Source organism: Pseudomonas rhizosphaerae (genome assembly GCF_000761155.1).
Taxonomy (GTDB): Bacteria; Pseudomonadota; Gammaproteobacteria; order Pseudomonadales; family Pseudomonadaceae; genus Aquipseudomonas; species Aquipseudomonas rhizosphaerae.
On record NZ_CP009533.1, the window covers coordinates 461,728 to 483,033 of the forward strand.

At 63.4% G+C, this 21,306-nt stretch carries 19 protein-coding genes; 7 read left to right on the forward strand and 12 right to left on the reverse strand.

Annotated elements, in window-relative coordinates:
* Positions 1-3 precede the first annotated feature (3 nt).
* The 7 genes from LT40_RS02130 to gloB all read right to left on the reverse strand — a co-directional run bounded on the left by LT40_RS02130 (position 4) and on the right by gloB (position 9,836).
* Complete coding sequence (locus tag LT40_RS02130) at positions 4-1,614, reverse strand: ABC transporter ATP-binding protein (RefSeq protein ID WP_043185918.1); 1,611 nt, start codon at positions 1,612-1,614, stop codon at positions 4-6.
* Position 1,615: 1 nt separating this feature from the next.
* Positions 1,616-2,635: an ABC transporter permease gene (locus LT40_RS02135; protein ID WP_043185922.1), complete on the reverse strand. Its 1,020-nt coding sequence runs from the start codon at positions 2,633-2,635 to the stop codon at positions 1,616-1,618.
* A 1-nt stretch (position 2,636) separates the two neighbouring features.
* Positions 2,637-3,710 (reverse strand): microcin C ABC transporter permease YejB, encoded by a 1,074-nt coding sequence (locus LT40_RS02140; protein ID WP_043185925.1) that lies wholly within the window; start codon positions 3,708-3,710, stop codon positions 2,637-2,639.
* Between the two features lies 1 nt (position 3,711).
* Positions 3,712-5,544, reverse strand: a complete 1,833-nt coding sequence (locus LT40_RS02145; RefSeq protein ID WP_043185928.1) for an extracellular solute-binding protein — start codon at positions 5,542-5,544, stop codon at positions 3,712-3,714.
* On the reverse strand, positions 5,541-7,373 hold the full coding sequence (locus LT40_RS02150; RefSeq protein ID WP_043185931.1) for an extracellular solute-binding protein: 1,833 nt from the start codon (positions 7,371-7,373) through the stop codon (positions 5,541-5,543). The genes LT40_RS02145 and LT40_RS02150 overlap by 4 nt, the downstream gene beginning before the upstream one ends.
* Positions 7,374-7,511: 138 nt before the next feature.
* Positions 7,512-8,957, reverse strand: a complete 1,446-nt coding sequence (locus LT40_RS02155; protein WP_043185934.1) for a lytic transglycosylase domain-containing protein — start codon at positions 8,955-8,957, stop codon at positions 7,512-7,514.
* 99 nt (positions 8,958-9,056) lie between these two features.
* Positions 9,057-9,836, reverse strand: coding sequence for a hydroxyacylglutathione hydrolase (gene gloB / locus LT40_RS02160; protein ID WP_043185937.1), 780 nt, complete (start codon positions 9,834-9,836; stop codon positions 9,057-9,059).
* A gap of 81 nt (positions 9,837-9,917) precedes the next feature.
* Here gloB and LT40_RS02165 point away from each other — a divergent pair, with 81 nt between their 5' ends.
* The 4 genes from LT40_RS02165 to LT40_RS02180 all read left to right on the forward strand — a co-directional run bounded on the left by LT40_RS02165 (position 9,918) and on the right by LT40_RS02180 (position 12,627).
* Positions 9,918-10,688, forward strand: coding sequence for a methyltransferase domain-containing protein (locus LT40_RS02165; RefSeq protein WP_043185941.1), 771 nt, complete (start codon positions 9,918-9,920; stop codon positions 10,686-10,688).
* Positions 10,688-11,140 carry a ribonuclease HI gene (rnhA, locus tag LT40_RS02170; RefSeq protein ID WP_043185945.1) on the forward strand — a complete coding sequence of 151 codons (453 nt, stop codon included), beginning with the start codon at positions 10,688-10,690 and terminating at the stop codon, positions 11,138-11,140. The genes LT40_RS02165 and rnhA overlap by 1 nt, the downstream gene beginning before the upstream one ends.
* A gap of 149 nt (positions 11,141-11,289) precedes the next feature.
* Complete coding sequence (gene dnaQ, locus LT40_RS02175; protein WP_043185950.1) at positions 11,290-12,021, forward strand: DNA polymerase III subunit epsilon; 732 nt, start codon at positions 11,290-11,292, stop codon at positions 12,019-12,021.
* Between the two features lie 21 nt (positions 12,022-12,042).
* Positions 12,043-12,627: a GNAT family N-acetyltransferase gene (locus LT40_RS02180; RefSeq protein WP_052393211.1), complete on the forward strand. Its 585-nt coding sequence runs from the start codon at positions 12,043-12,045 to the stop codon at positions 12,625-12,627.
* On the opposite strand, the gene LT40_RS02185 is transcribed toward LT40_RS02180, so the two are convergent.
* Both LT40_RS02185 and LT40_RS02190 read right to left on the reverse strand, forming a co-directional pair.
* A complete protein-coding gene (locus LT40_RS02185) occupies positions 12,610-13,512 on the reverse strand; it encodes a LysR family transcriptional regulator (RefSeq protein ID WP_043185959.1) in 903 nt (300 codons plus the stop codon). The genes LT40_RS02180 and LT40_RS02185 overlap by 18 nt on opposite strands.
* A 61-nt stretch (positions 13,513-13,573) precedes the next feature.
* Positions 13,574-13,783 carry a hypothetical protein gene (locus LT40_RS02190; RefSeq protein ID WP_043185963.1) on the reverse strand — a complete coding sequence of 70 codons (210 nt, stop codon included), beginning with the start codon at positions 13,781-13,783 and terminating at the stop codon, positions 13,574-13,576.
* A 174-nt stretch (positions 13,784-13,957) separates the two neighbouring features.
* Between LT40_RS02190 and LT40_RS02195 the strand changes: the two genes are divergently transcribed.
* Both LT40_RS02195 and LT40_RS02200 read left to right on the forward strand, forming a co-directional pair.
* Positions 13,958-14,509, forward strand: coding sequence for an NADPH-dependent FMN reductase (locus tag LT40_RS02195; RefSeq protein ID WP_043185966.1), 552 nt, complete (start codon positions 13,958-13,960; stop codon positions 14,507-14,509).
* A 113-nt stretch (positions 14,510-14,622) separates the two neighbouring features.
* Positions 14,623-15,327, forward strand: a complete 705-nt coding sequence (locus LT40_RS02200; RefSeq protein ID WP_043185971.1) for a YebC/PmpR family DNA-binding transcriptional regulator — start codon at positions 14,623-14,625, stop codon at positions 15,325-15,327.
* A 146-nt stretch (positions 15,328-15,473) separates the two neighbouring features.
* On the opposite strand, the gene LT40_RS02205 is transcribed toward LT40_RS02200, so the two are convergent.
* Complete coding sequence (locus LT40_RS02205; protein WP_043185976.1) at positions 15,474-16,760, reverse strand: leucine-rich repeat-containing protein kinase family protein; 1,287 nt, start codon at positions 16,758-16,760, stop codon at positions 15,474-15,476.
* Between the two features lie 157 nt (positions 16,761-16,917).
* Here LT40_RS02205 and LT40_RS02210 point away from each other — a divergent pair, with 157 nt between their 5' ends.
* Positions 16,918-18,795 carry a propionyl-CoA synthetase gene (locus LT40_RS02210; protein WP_043185978.1) on the forward strand — a complete coding sequence of 626 codons (1,878 nt, stop codon included), beginning with the start codon at positions 16,918-16,920 and terminating at the stop codon, positions 18,793-18,795.
* An 8-nt stretch (positions 18,796-18,803) separates the two neighbouring features.
* Here LT40_RS02210 and zapE read toward each other — a convergent pair whose 3' ends face one another.
* A complete protein-coding gene (gene zapE / locus LT40_RS02215; protein WP_043185979.1) occupies positions 18,804-19,907 on the reverse strand; it encodes a cell division protein ZapE in 1,104 nt (367 codons plus the stop codon).
* A 27-nt stretch (positions 19,908-19,934) separates the two neighbouring features.
* Positions 19,935-21,095: a M14 family metallopeptidase gene (locus LT40_RS02220; RefSeq protein WP_052393213.1), complete on the reverse strand. Its 1,161-nt coding sequence runs from the start codon at positions 21,093-21,095 to the stop codon at positions 19,935-19,937.
* Between the last annotated feature and the right edge of the window lie 211 nt (positions 21,096-21,306).

The window sequence follows — 21,306 nt, forward strand, 5'->3', positions numbered from 1 at the left end:
AGGTTAATCGACAGCCGTTGGGGCCAAGAAGGCTGCTTCCAACAGCTGCTGTGTATAAGGGTGCTGCGGCGCGGCAAAGATAGCCCGCGCCGCCCCTTGTTCGACGACCTGACCGTGCCTGATCACCATCAACTGGTGACTCAAGGCTTTGACTACCGCCAGGTCATGGCTGATAAACAAATAGGTCAGGTTGTATTTCAGTTGCAGTGAACGCAACAGCTCCACTACCTGGCGTTGAACGGTGCGGTCGAGCGCCGAGGTGGGCTCGTCCAGCAGGATCAACGCCGGTTTCAAAACCAAGGCCCGGGCAATGGCGATACGTTGCCGCTGCCCACCGGAGAACTCGTGAGGGTAACGATGCCGGGTCTGTGGGTCCAGCCCAACCTCTTCGAGCGCGGCAATGATAGCCTGTTCCTGCTCGGCTTCGTTGCCGATCTTGTGTATTCGCAGGCCTTCGCCGACGATCTGGCTCACGCTCATGCGCGGGCTCAAACTGCCGAACGGGTCCTGGAAGACCACCTGCATCTGCTTGCGCAGCGGTCTCACCTGCTGCTGGGGCAGGCCGTCCAGGGACTCACCCTGAAAGCGGATCGAGCCACGACTCGCGATCAAACGCATGATGGCCAGGCCCAGCGTCGATTTGCCCGAGCCACTTTCACCGACGATACCCAGGGTCTGCCCACGGGGCAGCTCGAAGTGGATACCGTCGACCGCCTTGACGTGATCCACGGTACGGCCCAGCAATCCCTTCTTGATGGGAAACCAGACGCGCAAGTCGTCGACCGACAGAATCGGCTCGCCAACCCGTGTCGCCGCAGGCTCGCCGCTGGGTTCGGCACCCAGCAGCACCTGGGTGTACGGATGCTGCGGTGCGCGAAACAATTCTTCGCACGTAGCCTGTTCGACGATGCGACCGCGCTGCATGACACATACCCGGTGTGCAATTCGCTTCACCAGGTTCAGGTCGTGGCTGATCAGCAGCAGGGCCATGCCCAGTCGGGCCTGCAGTTCCTTGAGCAATTCGAGGATCTTCAGCTGCACCGTGACGTCGAGGGCAGTGGTGGGTTCGTCGGCGATCAGCAGTTCAGGCTCGTTGGCCAGGGCCATGGCGATCATCACACGCTGACGCTGGCCGCCTGACAGCTCGTGGGGCAATGCCTTGAGCCGTTTGTGCGGTTCGGCGATACCTACCAGCTCCAGCAACTGCAGGGTGCGCTGGGTAGCGGCTGCTCCGGTCAGCCCTTTGTGCAGGGCCAGGACTTCGCCGATTTGCTTGCCGATGTTGTGCAGTGGGTTGAGCGAGCTCATCGGCTCCTGGAAGATCATCGCAATGCGATTGCCACGGATCTGCCTGAGTTGTTTTTCCGGCAGCGTGAGCAGGTCGCTGCCCTTGTAGGCGATGGTACCGTTGGGGTGCTGGGCGAGCGGGTAGGGCAGCAGGCGCAGGATGGAGTGCGCCGTCACCGACTTGCCCGAGCCACTTTCGCCCACCAGCGCCAGGGTTTCGCCGCGGCGGATATCGAAGCTGATGTGCTCGACCACGCGCTGGCGGCTCTCACCGGTCACGAACTCGACGGCCAGGTCGCGGACCTCGATCAGATTGTCCTGGCTCATGTCATTTCCTCGGGTCGAAGGCATCGCGGGCGGATTCACCGATGAATACCAGCAGGCTGAGCATCAGGGCCAGCACGGTGAAAGCGCTGATGCCCAGCCAGGGCGCCTGCAGGTTGGACTTGCCTTGGGCCACCAGCTCGCCCAGCGACGGTGAGCCGGCAGGCAGGCCGAAGCCGAGAAAATCCAGCGCAGTCAGGGTGCCGATCGCGCCCGTGAGGATGAACGGCATGAACGTCATGGTCGATACCATGGCATTGGGCAGGATGTGGCGGAACATGATCGCGCCGTTCTGCATGCCCAGGGCGCGTGCCGCGCGCACGTATTCCAGGTTGCGGCCACGCAGGAATTCGGCGCGCACCACGTCCACCAGGCTCATCCAGGAGAACAGCAGCATGATGCCCAGCAGCCACCAGAAATTGGGCTGCACGAAGCTGGCCAGGATGATCAGCAGGTACAGCACCGGCAGTCCGGACCAGATTTCCAGGAAGCGCTGACCGGCCAGGTCCACCCAGCCGCCATAGAAGCCCTGCAGGGCACCGGCGATCACGCCGATCACCGAGCTGGCAATGGTCAGGGTCAGGGCGAACAGCACCGAGATGCGGAAGCCGTAGATGACGCGCGCGAGCACGTCGCGGCCTTGATCGTCGGTACCCAGCCAGTTCTGCGCAGACGGCGGTGCCGGTGCGGGCACGTTGAGGTCGTAGTTGATGCTCTGGTAGTCGAACGGGATCGGTGCCCAGAGCGTCCAGCTACCCTTGGCTGCCAGCAGCTCGCGGATGTAGGGGCTCTTGTAGTTGGCTTCCAGGGGAAACTCGCCGCCGAAGGTGGTTTCCGGATAGCGCTTGAAGGCAGGGAAATACCATTCGCCGTCGTAGCGCACCGCCAGCGGTTTGTCGTTGGCGATCAGCTCGGCGCCCAGGCTCAGGCCGAACAGCACCAGGAACAGCCACAGCGACCACCAGCCACGCTTGTTCGCCTTGAACCGTTCGAAGCGACGTCGGTTGAGGGGAGACAGGTTCATCTCAATGCTCCCGATGGCCGAAGTCGATGCGTGGATCGACCAGGGTGTAGGTAAGATCGCCGATCAGTTTCACTACCAGCCCCAACAAGGTAAAGATGAACAGGGTGCCGAACACCACCGGGTAGTCACGGTTGATCGCCGCCTCGAAGCTCATCAGGCCCAGGCCGTCGAGGGAGAAGATCACCTCGACCAGCAGCGAGCCGGTGAAGAAGATGCCGATGAAGGCCGAGGGGAAACCGGCGATCACCAGCAGCATGGCATTGCGGAACACGTGGCCATAGAGCACGCGATGATTGCTCAAGCCCTTGGCCTTGGCGGTCACCACGTACTGCTTGCCGATTTCGTCGAGGAAGCTGTTCTTGGTCAGCAGGGTCATGGTGGCGAAGTGGCCGATGACCAGCGCGCTGACCGGCAGCACCAGGTGCCAGAAGTAATCGAGTACCTTGCCGCCCCAGCTCAACTCCTCGAAATTGTTGGAGGTCAGGCCGCGCAGCGGGAACCAGTCCAGGTAGCTGCCGCCGGCGAACACCACGATCAACAGGATGGCGAACAGGAATGCGGGAATGGCGTAGCCGACGATGATCGCCGAGCTGGTCCAGACGTCGAAATGGCTGCCGTGGCGGGTGGCCTTGGCGATGCCCAGGGGGATCGACACCAGGTACATGATCAGGGTGCTCCACAGGCCCAGCGAGATCGACACCGGCATCTTCTCCACGATCAGGTCGATGACCTTGGCGTCGCGGAAGAAGCTGCTGCCGAAATCCAGCTGCGCGTAGTTCTTGATCATGATCCACAGGCGTTCGGGCGCCGGCTTGTCGAAGCCATACATCTTCTCGATTTCTTGCACCAGCGCAGGGTCCAGGCCTTGCGCGCCACGATAGCTGGAGCCGGCGACCGCCACTTCGGCGCCACCGCCGGCGATGCGGCTGGTAGCGCCGTCGAACCCTTCGAGCTTGGCGATCATCTGTTCCACCGGGCCGCCGGGGGCGGCCTGGATGATGGCGAAATTGATGATCAGGATCCCCAGCAGCGTGGGAATGATCAGCAGCAATCGGCGCAGGATATAGGCCAGCATCTTATGGCGTCTCTGAAGGCGTGGTGGTGACTGCTGGCGGGGTCTCGGGCTTGTTCCACCACGTCTGCAGGCCAACGTCGTAGCGCGGCGTGACGGTCGGGTGGCCGAAGCGATTCCAGTAGGCCACGCGCCAGGTCTTGATGTGCCAGTTGGGGACAACGTAGTGGCCCCAGAGCAGGACGCGGTCCAGGGCACGGGCATGGTCGACCAGTTCCTGGCGCGAAGTGGCGTTGATCAGGCTCTCCACCAGGCTGTCGATGGCCGGGTCCTTGAGTCCCATGTAATTGCGGCTGCCGGGCTTGTCGGCGCTGGAGCTGGCCCAGTACTCGCGCTGCTCGTTTCCGGGCGAAGTGGACTGGGTGAAGCTGCTCACCATCATGTCGAAGTCACGCGAGCGCACCCGGGTGACGTATTGGGACATATCGACGCGACGAATCACCAGTTCGATGCCCAGATCGGCCAGGTTGCGCTTGTAGGGCAGCAACACCCGGTCGAAGTCGGCCTGGGTCAGCAGGAATTCGAGTTTCACTGGCGTGCCTTGGGCATCGACCATCTTGTCGTCGACGATGCGCCATCCGGCCTCCTGCAACAGTTTGTAGGCCCTGCGCTGCTGCTCGCGCAGCATGCCGCTGGCGTCGGTGACCGGGTTGCTGAACGGCGTATCGAAGACGCGCTCGGGAACCTGTCCGCGCAGCGGTTCGAGTATCTTCAGTTCGGCCGGGCTGGGGAGGCCGGAAGCTGCCATCTCCGAGTTCTCGAAATAGCTGTCGGTGCGCGTGTAGGCGCCATTGAACAGCTGTTTGTTGGTCCACTCGAAGTCGAACACCAGCGCCAGGGCCTCGCGCACACGCACGTCCTGGAACAACGGCTTGCGCAGGTTGAAGACGAAGCCCTGCATGCCGGTCGGGTTGCCGTTGGGGATTTCCTCGCGCAACAGGCGTTTCTCGCGCACCGCAGGAATGTCGTAGGCGGTGGCCCAGTTCTTCGCGCTGCTTTCGAGCCAGTAGTCGAACTGCCCGGCCTTGCCCGCTTGCAGGGCCACGGTGTTGTCGCGGAAGTATTCGATCTCGAGCGCGTCGAAATTGAACATCCCACGGTTCATCGGCAAGTCTCGCCCCCAGTAGTCATCGACCCGCTCGTAGCGTATCGAGCGGCCCGCCTTGACCTCGGCGACCTTGTACGGCCCGCTGCCCAGCGGCATGTCCAGGCCGCCCTTGGCGAAGTCGCGGCCTTCCCAGAAGTGTTTGGGCAGTACCGGCAGCTGACCGAGGATCAGCGGCAGTTCGCGATTGTTGCTGTGCTTGAACTTGAACAGCACCCGTTGCGGGTCTTCGGCGACCACGTCGGCGACATCGGCATAGTAGCCACGGTACAACGGCGATCCGCTGTGCATCAGGGTCTGGAAACTGAACACGACGTCTTCGGCGCGCATGGGCTGGCCGTCGTGGAAGCGTGCCTCGGGGCGCAGGTAAAAGCGCACCCAGCTGTTGTCCGGGGCTTTCTCGATGCGGCCGGCGACCAGGCCATATTCGGTAAAGGGCTCGTCCAGGCTCTGCCGCGCCAGGGTGTCGTAGGTCAGGTCCATGTCGTCGGCCGGTACGCCCTTGCTGATGAAGGGGTTGAGGCTGTCGAAGCTGCCCACGCCTTTCTGGCGAAAGGTCCCGCCCTTGGGGGCGTCGGGGTTCACGTAGTCGTAGTGCTTGAAGTCTGCCGGGTATTTGGGCGCTTCGTCGTACAGCGTCAGCGCATGCTGCGGCGCGGCGTGCGCCACGCTGGCTGCGATGCACAGCGCGACAGCGCTCAGGGCCTTGCTCAGGGCACGTAAGGGCATCATCGAATCTTCTCCGTAGGCTTGATCCACCAGGCACTCAGGCCCAGGGTGTACGGCGGGGTAGTGACGAAGGCCAGCCGGCTGCGGTACGCCAGGCGGTGGTAGTCCAGGTACCAGTTGGCAACCATGTAGTGCTGCGACAGCAACACGCGGTCTAGCGCCCTGGCGGCGGCCACCTGGTCATCGCGGCTCTGGGCACCGAGCAGTTGTTCGAGCAAGCGGTCGACCACCGGATTGGCAACGCCTGCGTAATTCTTGCTGCCGCGTACGACGGCTTGGCTGGAATGAAAGTACTGCCATTGCTCAAGCCCCGGGCTGAGGGTCTGCGGCAGGGTCAGCGAGATCATGTCGAAGTCGAACTGGTCCAGCCGTTGCTTGTACTGCGCGCGATCCACGCTGCGCAGGTTGGCCTGCACGCCGATTCTGGCCAGGTTGGCCACATAGGGCCCCAGGATGCGTTCCAGGTTGGAATTGACCAGCAGGATCTCCAGGCGCAACGGCTGGCCAGCGGCATTGCGCAGGCCGTCGCCCTGCAAGGTCCAGCCAGCGTCGGCCAGCAGTTGCAGGGCCTGGCGCAACGTTGCCCGGGGAATGCCGTTGCCGTCGGTGCTGGGCATGCTCGGCGCTTCAAGGAAAAGCGCCGGGCTCAAGGCGCTCTTGTGCGCTGACAGCAGCAGTCGCTCCTTGCCGCTGGGCAGGCCGGTAGCAGCAAACTCGCTGTTGGGGTAGTAGCTTTCGGTGCGTCGGTAGGCGCCGCTGAACAGCGCCCGGTTGGTCCATTCGAAATCCAGCAGCAGGCCCAGCGCCTCGCGCACGCGTGGGTCGCTGTAGGCCGGGCGGCGGGTGTTGAAGAACAGGCCTTGGGTCTGCGTCGGAATCTTGTGCGGAATCTGCGCCTTGATGACCTCGCCGCGGCGCACGGCTGGAAAGTCGTAGCCATTGGTCCAGTTCTTCGCCTGGTGCTCGATGTAGATGTCGAACTCGCCGGCCTTGAACGCTTCGAAAGCCACATCGCTGTCCCGGTAGAACTCGACTTCCATGCGATCGAAGTTGTACTTGCCGCGGTTCACGGGCAGGTCCTTGCCCCACCAGTTGCGATCCCGCTGCAGCACCAGCCGCCTGCCCGGCACCACGTGCTCGATGCGGTAGGGGCCGCTGGTCACCGGTGCCTCGAAGGTGGTGGCTTGAAAATCCCGACCTTGCCAGTAGTGCTTGGGCAAGATAGGTAGCTCACCCAAGCGCAGGATCAGCAGCGGGTTGCCCGAGCGCTTGAACACGAAGCGGATCCGCGTCGGGCTCAGTACATCGACCCGCAGCACTTCCTGCAGGTTGGTCCGGTACATCGGATGGCCCTGGGTCAGCAACGTCCGGTAGGAAAACGCCACGTCGGCGCTGGTAATCGGATGGCCATCGTTGAAGCGTGCCTGCGGCCTGAGGTTGAACACGACCCAGCTGCGGCTCTCGTTGTATTCCACGGATTGGGCGATGAGGCCGTAACTGGAAGTAGGCTCGTCGCCCGAGGGCGCGTATTGCCCGGTGCCGACCATCAAGGGCTCGTTCAGCTCATTGATGCCGTACTGCAGGAAGTTGGCGGTCTGGACCGGGCTGGTGCCCTTGAAGGTGTAGGGGTTGAGCGTGTCGAACGTACCGAAGGCCATCGTTCGCAACGTGCCACCCTTGGGGGCGTCGGGGTTGACCCAATCGAAATGGCTGAAACGTGCCGGGTATTTGAGCGAACCGAATTGCGCATAGCCGTGGCTTTGGGTGATCGTCGCGTTGGCACAGGTGCTCAACGCAAGGCCCAGCAGGCAGAAGAAGAGGGGACGCATCAATTCATGAATCCGAACCGGTCGGCAATGACTTTGTTGCGCTTACAGTAACAGTTTGTCTCTATGGGAAGAAGGGTGGTGATGGCATTGAGCTGGCGCCGCGACGATCGACAAGGCCGATCGTTGCGGCGCCGGGAGCGGTCAGCGGCGGTTCAGATAGACCGTGAGCGTCTGGCCTGGCTTGAGCGCGTGTCCGCTGCGCGGGTTCCAGCGCTTGAGGTGCTGCATCTCGACATTGAAGCGCTTGGCGACCAGGTACAGCGAGTCGCCCTTGCGCACCTTGTAGGTGGTGGTCTTCTGCGCATCGCTGGCCGCCGACCCGGCCTTGGCCAGCACACGGCCCTTGGCCGAAGTCTCGGCCTGCATGACCAGGGTCTGGCCGACCTTGAGGTTCTTGCCGGTCAGGCGGTTCCAACGCTGCAGGTCGCGGGTGTCGACCTTGTTCGCCTTGGCGATGGCCGCCAGGTTGTCGCCGCGGCGCACGGTGTACGACTTGGGCCGGCTGGGCTGCACCACTGCCACTTCGTCGAAGACGCGCTGGGCGGGCGCCAGGGTCAGCAGTTCTTCGGGCTTCATGTTCGACAGGCTGGCGGTCAGCAGCTGCGCCTTGGCCGTGGGCACCAGCAGGTGCTGGGTCGGCTCCATGGTCACGCGCTTCTTGAACGCCGGATTGAGCTGGAACATCTCGTCTTCGTCGATGCCGGCCAGTGCCGCGACGCGGGACAGGTCGACGCGCTGGTTGACCTCGACCACATCGAAGTAAGGTTGGTTGGCAATCGGGTTCAGATTGACGCCATAGGCCTGTGGCGACTGCACCAGTTCGGCCAGGGCCAGCAGCTTGGGCACGTAGTCACGGGTTTCCTGCGGCAGTGGCAGGTTCCAGTAATCGGTGGGCAGGCCCAGTTTCTCGTTGCGTTCCATGGCCCGGCTGACCGTGCCTTCGCCGGCATTGTAGGCTGCCAGGGCGAGCAGCCAGTCGCCGTTGAACATCTCGTGCAGCTTGCTCAGGTAGTCCAATGCGGCGCCGGTGGAGGCGGTGACATCGCGACGGCCGTCGTAGAAGTTGGTCTGGCGCAGGTTGAAGTAGCGGCCAGTGGACGGGATGAACTGCCACAGCCCGGAGGCATCGGAGCGCGAGTAGGCCATCGGGTTGAAGGCGCTTTCGATGACCGGCAGCAAAGCCAGCTCCAGGGGCATGTCGCGTTCTTCGAGGCGCTCGACGATGTAGTGCATGTACAGGCTGCCGCGACCGCTGGCACTTTCCAGGAACGAAGGGTTGCTGACGAACCACAGGCGTTGCTGTTCGACGCGCGGGTTCATGGCGATGCTGTCCTGCAGTTGGAAACCATCGCGAATGCGCTCCCACACGTCGTGCGGGGCTTTCTTGGGCTGGGACTGGTTGACGAAGATCGGCTTGGGCCGCATGTGAGCGGTCAGGGCATGGGGCCGGGCGTCCGGGCCAGCGCCCGAAGAGACGCTCGCGGTGCTCTGGCAACCGGCGAGGCCGGCGCACAGGGTGACCGCGATCGCTTGGGCCAGTCGCGTCAATGTGTCGGACTTGATGGTTTTGCGTATGGATGACGACATTGGCTGGAGGGTAGTTCCGCGCGAAAATGTCGGGCGATTCTAGAAAGTGACCGAAGGTCGGTCAACCTTTGAGAAATTTCCGACACAAATCAGCGGCCTTCAGAACTTATCTTTCCAACTACGTAAGGTTGCAAAGACCGCCTGCGCCGTGCCGTGAGAGGTTCCGGCCCGTTCGTCTGCTTTTTGTTTAACGGATGTTTCAGCGACCCGCAGAAAAGGATTCGTGCGCTTTTCCAGGCCGATCGAGGTAGGCAGCGTGATGGCGTTTCGTTCGCGCAGGGCCGTGACTTCCTGTAGCCGCCTGGCGACGTCCGGATTGCCGGGCTCCACGGCGCTGGCGAATTTCAGATTGCTCAGTGTGTACTCGTGGGCGCTGTAGACCTGGGTATCGTCGGGCAGTTGAGCCAGGCGCGACAGAGAAGCGTGCATCTGCTGCGGAGTGCCTTCGAACAGGCGGCCACACCCAGCGGCGAACAGCGTGTCACCCGGGAACAGCAGGGGCTGGGTATCGCTGGCGTGATAGAAGGCGATATGGCCTGCTGTGTGCCCCGGTACGTCGTGCACCTGCAGGTGCAGACCGAGCACGTCCAGGGTGTCGCCGTCGCGCAGCGCCCGGTCGCGGGCTGGAATCGATTCGCCGGCCGGCCCGCTGACCTGCGCTGCGCTGCGACGCTTGAGCGCTTCGACGCCGCCGACATGGTCGTTGTGGTGGTGGGTGATGAGGATATCGGTCAGGCGCATGTCGGGGTGGGCGTCGAGCCATTGCTCGACCGGACCGGCGTCGCCCGGGTCCACCACGGCGCACTGGCCCGCCGCAGTGTCTTGTAACAACCAGATGTAGTTGTCGGAGAAAGCGTTCAGCGCGTGAATCTGTATCATGGCCCGGTTCGCTTGATTTCGATTAATGGTCCATCTTAGTGCCCTGTCGGCATTAGGTGAACCTCAGCGTGGGAGATCGTCATGACCGATACCGCCTTTGCTCAGGCCGACCCGCAGTGGCTGGCCCTGATCGGCCAGGCCCGCGAATGGTTTGCCGGGCCGCATGGCCAGTTGCTGCTGCGTGAAGAGCAGCGCTTGCTCGAAGAAGAACTGGCGCGCTTTTTCGGCGGCTACCTGGTGCATTATGGACCCAGTGCCGAACCGCCCCCGGTAGCCGGGCAGATCCATCGCAACGTACGCATGGGCGCGCCCTTTCCAGGCGTCGAGATCGTCTGCGAGGAGCAGGCCTGGCCGCTGGGTGAACACGCCGCCGACGTCGTGGTGTTGCAGCACGGGTTGGATTTCAGCCTGTCGCCCCATGGCCTGCTGCGCGAGGCGGCTAGCGCGGTACGGCCGGGCGGGCACCTGCTGATCGTCGGCATCAACCCGTGGAGCGCCTGGGGCGCACGCCGGGTGTTCGCCAAGGACGCCCTGCACAAGGCCCGCTGTTTCTCTGCCTCGCGGGTGGCCGATTGGTTGAACCTGCTGGGCTTCGGGCTGGAGAAACGCCGGTTCGGGTGCTATCGTCCGCCGCTTGCCTCGCCCCGCTGGCAAGCGCGTCTGGCTGGTCTGGAGCGGGTTGCCGGCAAGTGGCAGAGCGGCGGCGCAGGCTTCTATATATTGGTTGCGCGCAAGATGGTGGTAGGGCTGCGGCCGCTGGTGCAGCAACGCCGCGAGCCGATGGGCAAGCTGCTGCCGCTGCCGATGGCCAAGGTCAACCGAGACAATCCGAACATCGATGGAAAAGCCTGATGAGTGACACTGTGGAAATCTTCACCGACGGCGCCTGCAAGGGCAATCCCGGCCCGGGTGGCTGGGGTGCGTTGCTGGTGTGCAAGGGCGTGGAGAAAGAGTTGTGGGGTGGCGAAAGCACCACCACCAACAATCGCATGGAGCTGACCGCCGCCATTCGCGGATTGCAGGAGCTCAAGCGCGGCTGCAGCGTGCTGCTGGTGACCGACTCCGAGTACGTGATGAAAGGCATCAACGAGTGGATGGTCAACTGGAAGAAACGCGGCTGGAAAACCGCCGCCAAGCAGCCGGTCAAGAATGCCGACCTGTGGCAACAGCTCGATGAGCAGGTCAATCGCCATGAAGTGAAATGGCAGTGGGTTCGCGGTCACAACGGCCACCCTGGCAACGAGCGCGCCGATGACCTGGCCAACCGCGGGGTCGATGAAGTGCGCGGGATGCGTCAGGCGTAGGCAGGCAGCCGGTAGGTAGCCCGAGGCAGGTCGCTGGGAGCGCCTGCCGTGCTGTGCTAGAGTTTCACCACTTGCGGTTCGATCTTCTCGAACCGACAGCTCTTCGTTTTACCCCCGATTTCCGCTCACCCGTTCGAGAGTTTCTGCCCATGGCCGTTCGTTCCGTAGTATTCGACACCGAAACCACTGGTATGCCGGTCACCGATGGGCACCGCGTGATCGAGATCGGCTGCGTCGAACTGATGGGGCGCCGGCTGACCGGGCGCAACTTCCACGTCTACGTGCAGCCGGACCGGCCCAGTGACGAGGGCGCCATTGGCGTCCACGGCATCACTGATGAGTTTCTGGTGGGCAAGCCACGCTTCGCCGAGGTTGCCGACGAGTTCTACGAGTTCATCCAGGGCGCGCAGATCATCGCCCACAACGCGACCTTCGACGTCGGCTTCCTGAGCAACGAATTCAAGATCGCTGGCATGCCCGAGCGGGCCAACATCGCCGAGTACTGCACGGTCATCGACAGCCTGGCAATGGCCCGCGAGCGCCATCCAGGGCAACGCAATAGCCTCGATGCACTGTGCAAGCGCTACGGCATCGACAACTCCGGGCGCGAACTGCACGGCGCGTTGCTCGACTCCGAGATCCTCGCCGACGTCTACCTAGCCATGACCGGTGGTCAGACCAGCCTGTCGCTGGCCGGCAATGCCAGCGATGGCGACGGTGGTGGCCAGCAGGGCAGCGAGATCCGTCGCCTGCCTGCGGACCGTCGGCAGACGACGATCATCCGCGCCAGCCAAGCCGAGCTGGACGAGCACATGGCGCGCCTGCAAGTCATCGCCAAAGCCGCCGGGGCCGATGCGCTCTGGACGCAACTGGGTACATAAGCCGTTTTGTCGCACCCCCGAATGTCTTCCACGGACGGCTCGAGCCAAGGCTTGGCTGACAGCCAGCCGTGCGTTCGCCTGGCCGATGAGCATTTCGACGATTACGTGCTAGGTGCCGACTTTACTGCCCAGGTGTGCGGCTATGCCTCACCGGTGTTCAACCAGCCGGTCGCCGATTGGCCGTTTCGGTCGATTCGGCCCTACCGCAAGGATTACGGCATCGACTCGGCCGAATTTGCCCGTTATCGCGAGACGGGGGCCGGGGGCGCCATCTTCATGGCCTGGCTGGGCGAGCGCGCGGTTGGCCATGTGGTGGTCAGCCGGCACTGGAACAACCTTGCCTACGTCGACGAGCTGGCGGTCGATGTCTCGGCCCGTGGCCTCGGCGTGGCCAGGGCTCTGCTCGATGTGGCGCAGTTCTGGGCAGTCAAGCAGGGCTTGCCGGGCATCATGCTGGAAACCCAGAACAACAACCTGCCGGCCTGCCGTTTGTACGAGCGCTGTGGCTTTCGCCTGGGCGGCATCGACTACCTGCGTTATCAGGCGATCGATGCCGCCAGCCATGAGACGGCGTTGTTCTGGTACCGGTTATTCGCGGACGGGTGAGAGCAGCGCCTGCGCGTTCTGCGCGATGATTTCGAGCAGGGTCTTTTCGGCTGCGGAGCTCGAGGCTGCGCTGCGCGTGAGGGCGTACAAGGTCACCGGTACGGCCGGCGACAGCGGGCAGGTATCCAAGCCCTGGGCGCGCGCGCCTGCTGCGGTGAACGGGTCGACCACGGCCAGGCCTTCGCCCGCCTCGACCATGCTGCGCATCATCTGGTAGGTCTGCACCCGCGTCTGGATACGCGGGGGCGGGTTCAACGATTGCAGCCTGTGCTCGAGGACCAGGCTCAGTGGTTCTTCGCCTTCCAGGCCGATCATCGCCTGTCCCGCCAGCTCGTGGAGTGCAATGTAGCGATGCTTGGGAGAAAGCCAGCCTTGGGGAGCGAGCAGTTGCAGCTTGCCTTCGGCCAGGACCTGACTGGTGATCGAGGGGTGATCGGGGCAGTGCAGGCTCAGGCCGACGTCGGTCTGGTGCAGCAGCAGGCTGCGCACCATTTCGTCGGTGTTCTGGACGCCCAGCGTGCAAGGCGTTTCACGAAAGCGTCGGCGCAGGGCGGCGATGCTCTGGGGCAACAACTGGTGAGCCAGGGACGCGGTACACACCACGTGCAGGGCAGGGTCCTGATGCTCGCGCAGGCTGTCGGCCAAGCGCTGCAGACGCTCGACCTGACTCTGCACGGCGGCGATTTCCGCCTGCATGCGCAGGGTTTCCGGGGTCGGCTGGAACCTGCCGCGGACCCGCGCGAACAGCAGGAAGCCCAACTGGCGTTCGGCATCCTGCAAAGTCTGTTCGAGGGTCTGCGTGCAGATGTCGAGCATCTGCGCAGCGCTCTTGAGTTCGCCGGTCTGGCAGAGCGCCTGGATGATTTCGATGTGGCGCAGTCTCATGCGCGATCCATACCTGCTAGGGGGTCGGCGGGCATGCTAACGCAAATCGGTGCGCGAACGGTCAAGGGATGCGGATGATTTCCACGCCACTCTGGACCAGTTGGAAACGGTCTTCGCCCAGGTGATTGACGCGATCGCCGATGGCCAGCTTGTAGGTGGAGGTCGGCGCACTGCCTTCGACCGCCGGGGTCGATTCCTGAAACTCATGCACCGGGTAGATGCGACCTTCCGCATCGCGTGCATGAAATTGCCCAACCAGCACTGCAGCCATTTTAGTTCCAACCTCTGAAGAATTTCGCGTGTATCTCGCTGGCACTGTAGACCTCTGTTTATAAAGGTAGTTTTACCCGCGAGGAAAAATAGTGCGGTTGCCGGACAGATGGCGGACAAACCGGGCCAAGTCATCTATAACTACCCCTCGATTCATTCATACAGGGGTAAGGGCATGAGCAAGGTCTATTCGGTTGCGGTACTGGTCGGCAGCCTCAGAAAGGATTCGCTCAACCGCAAGGTGGCACTGGCGCTGCAGTCCATGGCACCTGACAACCTGGCGCTGAAGATCGTTGAGATCGGCGAGCTGCCGCTCTACAACGAAGACATCGACGTCACGCCACCCGCTGCTTATACCACTTTTCGCCAGGCGCTGGGCGAAGCCGATGCCGTGCTGTTCGTCACCCCCGAGTACAACCGCTCGGTGCCGGCGCCGTTGAAGAACGCGATCGACGTGGGTTCGCGCCCCTATGGCCAGAGCCACTTCACCGGCAAACCGGGCGCAGTGATGAGCGTCTCGCCCGGCGCGGTGGGCGGTTTCGGGGCCAACCAGCACCTACGCCAGTGCATGGTGTTTCTCGATGTGGCCATGATGCAGCAGCCTGAAGCGTACCTGGGTCACGCCGGCGGTCTGTTCGACGAGCACGGGCAGGTGGTGGAGAAGAGCCGGCCGTTTCTGCAGGGTTTCATCGATGCCTTCGGCAAGTGGGTAACGCGCGTCGCTTGATGCCGTGCTCGGTGGATTTTGGTCGATCCGCTCCCGGTGGGCAGGTAAACTGCGCCGCAACGCGCGGGCAGCAGTCGCCCGCGCATGGGTCAAGCGAACAAGAGAACGGGTAAATGGGCGCACAGTGGAAAGCTAAACATCGCGAAGCAGCAGCCAACGCCAAGGGGCGGATTTTCGGCAAGCTGTCCAAGGAGATTTCGATTGCGGCACGTTCCGGCATCGATCCAGACACCAACGCCCGCTTGCGACTGGTGATCGAACAGGCCAAGAAGGCTTCGATGACCCGTGAGACGCTGGAACGCGCCATCAAGAAAGGCGCCGGCGTGGGCGCCGATGCGGTCAACTACACCCTGGTCAAGTACGAAGGCTTCGCGCCGCACCAGGTGCCGGTGATCGTCGAATGCCTGACCGACAACGTCAACCGCACCGTCTCGCAGATTCGCGTGTTGTTCCGCAAGGGTACGCTGGGCGCCGAGGGTTCGGTGTCCTGGGATTTTCACCATTACGGCATGATCGAGGCCACGCCTGATTCGGCTGACGTAGACGCCGAGGAAGCGGCCATCGAAGCCGGGGCCCAGGAAGTCGAGCCGGCCGAGGAGGGCGCGTTCCTGTTCCTGACCGAAGCCACCGACCTGGACGCCGTTTGCAAGGCATTGCCGGGGCAGGGCTTCACCGTGGTGTCGGCGAAGATCGGCTACGTGCCGAAGAACCCGGTGACGCTGGACGATGCCGAGCAGTTGGCCGAAGTCGAAGATTTCCTCGATGCCATCGATGGCAACGACGACGTGCTGAACGTCTACGTCGGCCTGGCCGGTTGATTCAATCGGCGCCTTGCGTCGCCGTGGATCGTTTGTGGGAGCGGTCAGTGGCCGCGAACGAGCACTGCGGCGCATCAGTTGATCCGCAGGGCCCTATTCGCGGCCGCTGACCGCTCCCACGGGATAGAGCAGCGGCGCGGTGTACCTCAGGCATCCAGATTTCGGGTGATTTCCGCGAAGCTGGGACGCGCCAGGACTTGGGGCTGGACGCACTGGCGTTGCAGGGCCCACAGGTCGTCGTGCACTTCTTCGCAATGCGTCAGCAACTCTTCGAACAGTAGGCCGAAGGCGCGGACTTCGATGCGCTCCAGCGCCTGCGATACTTCGCCGCCGTCCCCGGGGTAGAACGAGGCACCACCGAAATCGCCGAACAGGCACTCGCCGCTTTTGCGCCACAGCACGTTGTGGGCGTAGAAATCGCCGTGGTTGATCCCGCGCGCATGCAGATGGGCGCCGACTCCGGCCATACCCCGCAGCAGGCGCAACAGGGCATCGCGATCGATGGCGAAATCGGCCGAGTAGATGTCGCGCGTGCAGGACGCCAGGCTGGGCGGCCCTGCCAGGTTGGCGAACGAGGGGTCGATAAGGGCCATGACCAGCCCGGCGGTGCCATCGGGATGCCCGCTCAAGCGTCCCAGCACCTCGATCAATTGCGGATGTTCACCGGCGGCCATGCAGGCATTCATCTCGTTGACCGGCGAGCCGTCGCTGGTCATCGCGCCCTTGTACAGCTTCACGGCCACCGGCTGCCCGCTGTCCAGGTGGGCGCGGTAGATGATGCCCGAAGCCCCTTCACCCAACTGCGCGTCCAGGCGCAGGTCGCTCCAGGCGACGTGCCCGCGCGTGCCCTCGCTGTGCGGTGTGGTGAAGGCTTCGCTCATCGGGTTGCCGGCATAGGCCAGCCAGGCCAGGCGCGGCAGACGCAGCAGCCAGTCGGGCAGCGCCGGCAGACGGTTCGCCGACAGGCGCAGCAGCTCGAGATTTTCCAGCCGGGCCAGGCTTTCGGGCAACGCCTGCAGGCGGTTGCCCGAGAGCATCAGTTTCTGCATCTGCAGGCAGTCGCCCAGTTGCTCGGGCAGGTGTTCGATACGGTTGTCGGTCAGGATCAGCCAGCGCAACTGTGCGGGCAGCGCCTCTGCCGGCACGTGTTCGATCCGGTTGGCCTTGAAGCCCACCATGCTCAACTGCGGGCAGCGGCCGATGCAGGCCGGCAGCTCGGTGAAAGGATTGTCCGAGCAGAACAGCACCTTGAGCTTGTGCAGCCGGTGCAGGTCATCGGGCAGGCGGGTCAGCGCGTTGCCGCTGAGGTTGAGCACCTCCAGGCTGTCGGCCAGGGTGAAGATGGCCTGGGGGAATTCGGTCAGTCCGCAGGACAGGTCCAGTCGGGTGGCGCCAGCCAGTTGGCCGGCTTCGAGCAGCTCGAGGGTATTCATGGGACAACCGTCATCAAGGAAATCGCGGTGGCCATCATAGCGGTTCGTGCGCCGCACGCCACGTTCGGCGTTCGACCTTGGTCGGCTGGCAGGTCGGCCAACGCCAGCCATACTCAATGCTCGCCCTTCAATAACAACAATCCAGGGTTGGCTATCGATGAACTATCAGCAAGCGTACGAACGCTCCATTTGCGACCCTGCCGGGTTCTGGGCAGAACAGGCCCAGGCAGTGGCCTGGTCGCACCCTCCGCAGCAGACGCTGGATGTACAAGCCGACGGCACCCATCGCTGGTTCGCCGATGGCCGTCTAAACACCTGTTATCTGTGCCTGGACCGGCAAGTGGCACTGGGCCGCGGCGCGCAGACCGCGCTGATCTACGACTCACCCGTGACCGGGGTGCAGCAACGCTTCACCTATCAGCAGCTGCTCGACCAGGTGGCGCGCCTGGCGGGTGTGCTCACTCGCCTGGGGGTGGGCAAAGGCGACGGCGTAGTGATCTACATGCCGATGGTCCCTGAAGCCGCCATGGCGATGCTCGCCTGCGCGCGGATCGGTGCCGTGCACTCGGTGGTGTTCGGCGGCTTCGCTGCCAACGAGCTGGCGCTGCGCATCGACGACTGTCGGCCCAAGCTGCTGCTGACCGCCTCCTGCGGCGTGGAGTTCGACCGGGTGATCGCCTACAAGCCGTTGGTGGACAAGGCCATGAGCCTGGCACGCCATGCTCCCGAGCAGGTATTGGTGCTGCAACGCCTGCAGGCCCTGGCGCAACTGCAGGAGGGGCGCGATCTGGACTGGCAATCGCAGTTGCAGGATGCCGAGCCGGTCGCGGCCGTCGACATGGCCAGTGGCGATCCGCTGTACGTCATGTACACCTCCGGGACCACCGGCAAACCCAAGGGCATCGTGCGTGAAACCGGTGGCAACGCAGTGGCGCTGACTTTCGCAATGGGCGCCATCTACGGCATGCGCGCAGGTGATGTGTGGTGGGGGATTTCCGATGTCGGCTGGGTGGTGGGCCACTCGCTGATCGTCTACGGCCCGCTGATGTGCGGTTGCACCAGCATTCTCTACGAGGGCAAACCCATTCGCACCCCCGACGCCGGCAGCTACTGGCGTGTGGTCGAGCAATACCGGGTCAATGCGCTGTTCTGCGCGCCCACCGCCATGCGCGCGATTCGCAAGGAAGATCCTGAAGGTAGGTTGTTGCGCAATTACGACCTGAGCTCGCTGCGGCAACTGTTCCTGGCCGGCGAGAAGCTCGATTCCAGCACCCATCGCTGGCTCGAGGAGCAGACAGGCAAGCCGGTCCACGACCACTGGTGGCAGACTGAAACCGGCTGGCCGGTGACCGCACCCTGCATGGGTCTGGAAGGCTCGGCGGTACGAGTGGGTTCGAGCAATCGGGCGGTGCCCGGGTACCACGTGCAGGTGCTGGACGAGCAAGGCGAGCTGCTGGCGGCGGGCGAGCAGGGTGACATCGTCATTGCGCTGCCGTTGCCGCCGGGATGCAGCCAGACCCTGTGGGGCGATCATCCGCGCTACCTGCAAAGCTATCTGGAACGCTACCCTGGGTATTACCACACCGGTGACGGCGGCTACCTGGACGCCGACGGCTATGTCCACATCATGGGTCGCACCGACGATGTCATCAACGTCTCGGGCCATCGGCTGTCGACCGGTGAAATGGAGGACGTGGTGGCCCGGCATGCCGACGTGGCGGAATGTGCGGTGATCGGTGTCAGCGACGAGATCAAGGGCGAGGTGCCATTGGCGCTGGTGGTGCTCAAGGACGGCAGTACGGTAAGTGTGCAGCAGTTGCAGGCGCAATTGGTGGCGCAGGTGCGCGAGTCCATCGGCGCGCTGGCGTGCCTGCAGCAGGTGCTGGTGGTCAAGCGCTTGCCCAAGACCCGTTCGGGCAAGATCCTGCGTGCGGTGTTGCGCAAGATTGCCGCCCAAGAAGTGTTCGTCGCGCCTTCCACCATCGATGACCCTGCGATACTGGAGGAGATCGCCCAGGTGCTCGCGGCACGCTAGCGAACGCGCTAACGGGGCAGTTGTTCGTCCAGCATGATCAGCTGTCCAAGCCGGCTGCGCGTGCGCATCAGGTCGATCACCGCGCCCGCCAGGCTCTCGGCCAGGGGACGTGCGCCGATCAGGGTCAGGGTCTTGTCCTGGTCGTAGAGCACGTCGATGAGGTTGATGAAGCGCTGTTGCACGGCGGTCGAGCAGTCTTCCAGCAGCGGCAGGTGGTCGATGCTCCAGTGCTCGAAGCGCTTGCACAGGGCCAGGTAATCGATGACCGCAGTCGGCTCTTCGCACAGGTCGGCGAAATCGAAATGGACACGCTCGTCATCGACCAGGCGTGCGTGCAGTTGGCGATGGCCGACATCCAGCGGCACCGACGCGAGGTCGGCGGGCGGCAGGTGCAGCCGTGCACGTTGCGCCGCCGTGCCGGGCCATACGTACCGTCCCTGAGTGAAGCGTTGCTGTGGCCGTGCCTGGCCCAGGCTGCGGTAATCGGTGGCACCGCCCACTTCCAGCACCTGCATGCGGGCATTGATCAGCTCGATGACGGGTAGGAAGCGCTGGTGATAGAGCGGGTTGGGCAGCAGGCCTTCGGGTGGGTAGTTGGAGGTCACCACCAGCAGTATCCCGCGTTCGAACAGCGCCTTGAACAGCCGCGTGATGAGCATGGCGTCGCCGATGTCGTGCACGTGGAATTCGTCGAAACACAACAAGCGGCAGTGATCGAGCAGCTCATCCAGGGTGCTCGCCAGTGGGTCATTGGCCTGACGATGGCGGAACATGCCCTGATGCAGTTGAGCGAAGAAATCATGGAAGTGCAGGCGGCGTTTTTCTTCCAATGGGGCCGCGCGGAAAAAGCCATCGAGCAGCCAGCTCTTGCCACGGCCCACTGCACCGTACAAGTACAGGCTTTGCACCGGGGCATGCTGCAGCAGCGCGGGCATGCGCTCGGCCATGCTGGCGATGACCTGCGTTTGATCGACGCCGAGGGTGTAGCCCGATTGCCTGGCCCGTTCATCGAACCAAGTCTGCAACGCCACAGCGGCGTCGCTGGTTTCAGCCTTTGGCTCGGGTTTGAACAGGCGTTTGTAGAGAGCGTGCAGCGACGGTAATGCGGCCAATCGGGGTGCTCCATGACGAACCGTGGGTCAACGCAAACCCGAGACCATCTGCGCAAGAACGCTCAGCACGTCGCCGCCCAGTCGCGCCGATCGCAGGCCGTTCCAGCCCGTATGGCTGTCCGGGGCGTCGTCGTGGTCCTTGAACGGCATCTCCAGGGTCAGTGACAGGCAGTCGAACCGTTCTCCCACACTGTTGCACGCCAGGGTCATGTTGGCCTCGCCGGGCTTGTCGCGGGTGTAGCCGTGTACCGCCTGGAAATCAGCGGTCTGGGCACACAGCAAATCGCGAAACGTCTGCTCCAGCCCGGCGATGCGCGGAGTGTAGCCGGGATTGCCTTCGCAGGCTGCGGTGAACACGTAGGGGATTTCTTCATCGCCGTGGGCGTCGATGAACAGGTCGACACCGTGCTTGTCCATCTGCTGCTGTACGAAGAACACTTCGGGTGTGTATTCGGCACTGGAATCCTGCCAGGCGCGGTTCAGGTCACGGCCGCGGGCATTGGTGCGCAGATGGCCATGGTAGGCGCCATCCGGATTCATGTTCGGCACCAGGTACAGGTCGGCTTCGGCCAGCAGGGCCTGGATCTGCGGATCATTGGCCTGCAGACGTTCGATCACGCCTTCCATGAACCACTGCGCCATGTGTTCACCCGGATGCTGCTGGGCGATCAGCCAGAGCCGACGCTTGCCGGGCGCCCCATCACCCTTGCGCAGCAACGGTATTTCCCGGCCTTCGCAGCTGTGTCCCACGGCGAGCAACTGAAGACCGGCCTGCATCACCGCACGATCGATCAGTGCATCGTGGCGCTGACGGCTATACGGCTCGAAGTAGGCGAACCACATGTCGGTGTTTTGCGCTTCAAGCCCGAAGCGCAGGGCCTGGCCGTCGAATGTGCTGGGCACTCGGAACCAGGTTCGCTGATCGCATGACGCCACGGCATGGTAACCGTGCCAGGCATTTCCATAGGAAGACTGCGCGGCGTTCTGCAGCCTGAATGCGTAGCGTTGCCCAACCTGCAGCGCGGCGGCCTTGAAGTGAAACCATTGAAAGTGCGCGCTCTGGCGGTCCGGGCGGATGGCCAGGTGGACGTCGAGCGGGTCGCGCGCATCGATGACTTCGATGTTGCCGCTATCGAAGTCGGCACTGATCAGCGGGGCTGGGCGTGTCACGGTGTCGTTCCTGTGCATGAGTTCTTGTACCGCCACTGTACACCCAGCGGCGGGCTATCTCACAACTAGTGAACACTTCGTTGCTGCATGTCGTTGCTGCATGGCCAATGCAGTGCTCATACCCGTGAATCGCAGATGTAGCTGTTCACCCTACAGGCCTGCGCCTGCGCGCTGACCTTCGTCGATGAACTGTGCACCGGTGACTTGAGGTGAATCCCTTATAATCGCT

What these genes read in the sequence shown, in the direction of transcription:
- gloB (WP_043185937.1), bottom strand. Translation starts at nt 9,836, where the DNA reads ATGATACAGATTCACGCGCTGAACGCTTTCTCCGACAACTACATCTGG.
- LT40_RS02185 (WP_043185959.1), bottom strand. Translation starts at nt 13,512, where the DNA reads ATGAGACTGCGCCACATCGAAATCATCCAGGCGCTCTGCCAGACCGGC.
- LT40_RS02220 (WP_052393213.1), bottom strand. Translation starts at nt 21,095, where the DNA reads ATGCACAGGAACGACACCGTGACACGCCCAGCCCCGCTGATCAGTGCC.
- LT40_RS02155 (WP_043185934.1), bottom strand. Translation starts at nt 8,957, where the DNA reads ATGTCGTCATCCATACGCAAAACCATCAAGTCCGACACATTGACGCGA.
- LT40_RS02190 (WP_043185963.1), bottom strand. Translation starts at nt 13,783, where the DNA reads ATGGCTGCAGTGCTGGTTGGGCAATTTCATGCACGCGATGCGGAAGGT.
- LT40_RS02180 (WP_052393211.1), top strand. Translation starts at nt 12,043, where the DNA reads ATGTCTTCCACGGACGGCTCGAGCCAAGGCTTGGCTGACAGCCAGCCG.
- LT40_RS02140 (WP_043185925.1), bottom strand. Translation starts at nt 3,710, where the DNA reads ATGCTGGCCTATATCCTGCGCCGATTGCTGCTGATCATTCCCACGCTG.
- LT40_RS02130 (WP_043185918.1), bottom strand. Translation starts at nt 1,614, where the DNA reads ATGAGCCAGGACAATCTGATCGAGGTCCGCGACCTGGCCGTCGAGTTC.
- dnaQ (WP_043185950.1), top strand. Translation starts at nt 11,290, where the DNA reads ATGGCCGTTCGTTCCGTAGTATTCGACACCGAAACCACTGGTATGCCG.
- rnhA (WP_043185945.1), top strand. Translation starts at nt 10,688, where the DNA reads ATGAGTGACACTGTGGAAATCTTCACCGACGGCGCCTGCAAGGGCAAT.
- LT40_RS02205 (WP_043185976.1), bottom strand. Translation starts at nt 16,760, where the DNA reads ATGAATACCCTCGAGCTGCTCGAAGCCGGCCAACTGGCTGGCGCCACC.
- LT40_RS02165 (WP_043185941.1), top strand. Translation starts at nt 9,918, where the DNA reads ATGACCGATACCGCCTTTGCTCAGGCCGACCCGCAGTGGCTGGCCCTG.
- LT40_RS02195 (WP_043185966.1), top strand. Translation starts at nt 13,958, where the DNA reads ATGAGCAAGGTCTATTCGGTTGCGGTACTGGTCGGCAGCCTCAGAAAG.
- LT40_RS02210 (WP_043185978.1), top strand. Translation starts at nt 16,918, where the DNA reads ATGAACTATCAGCAAGCGTACGAACGCTCCATTTGCGACCCTGCCGGG.
- LT40_RS02145 (WP_043185928.1), bottom strand. Translation starts at nt 5,544, where the DNA reads ATGATGCCCTTACGTGCCCTGAGCAAGGCCCTGAGCGCTGTCGCGCTG.
- LT40_RS02200 (WP_043185971.1), top strand. Translation starts at nt 14,623, where the DNA reads ATGGGCGCACAGTGGAAAGCTAAACATCGCGAAGCAGCAGCCAACGCC.
- LT40_RS02135 (WP_043185922.1), bottom strand. Translation starts at nt 2,635, where the DNA reads ATGAACCTGTCTCCCCTCAACCGACGTCGCTTCGAACGGTTCAAGGCG.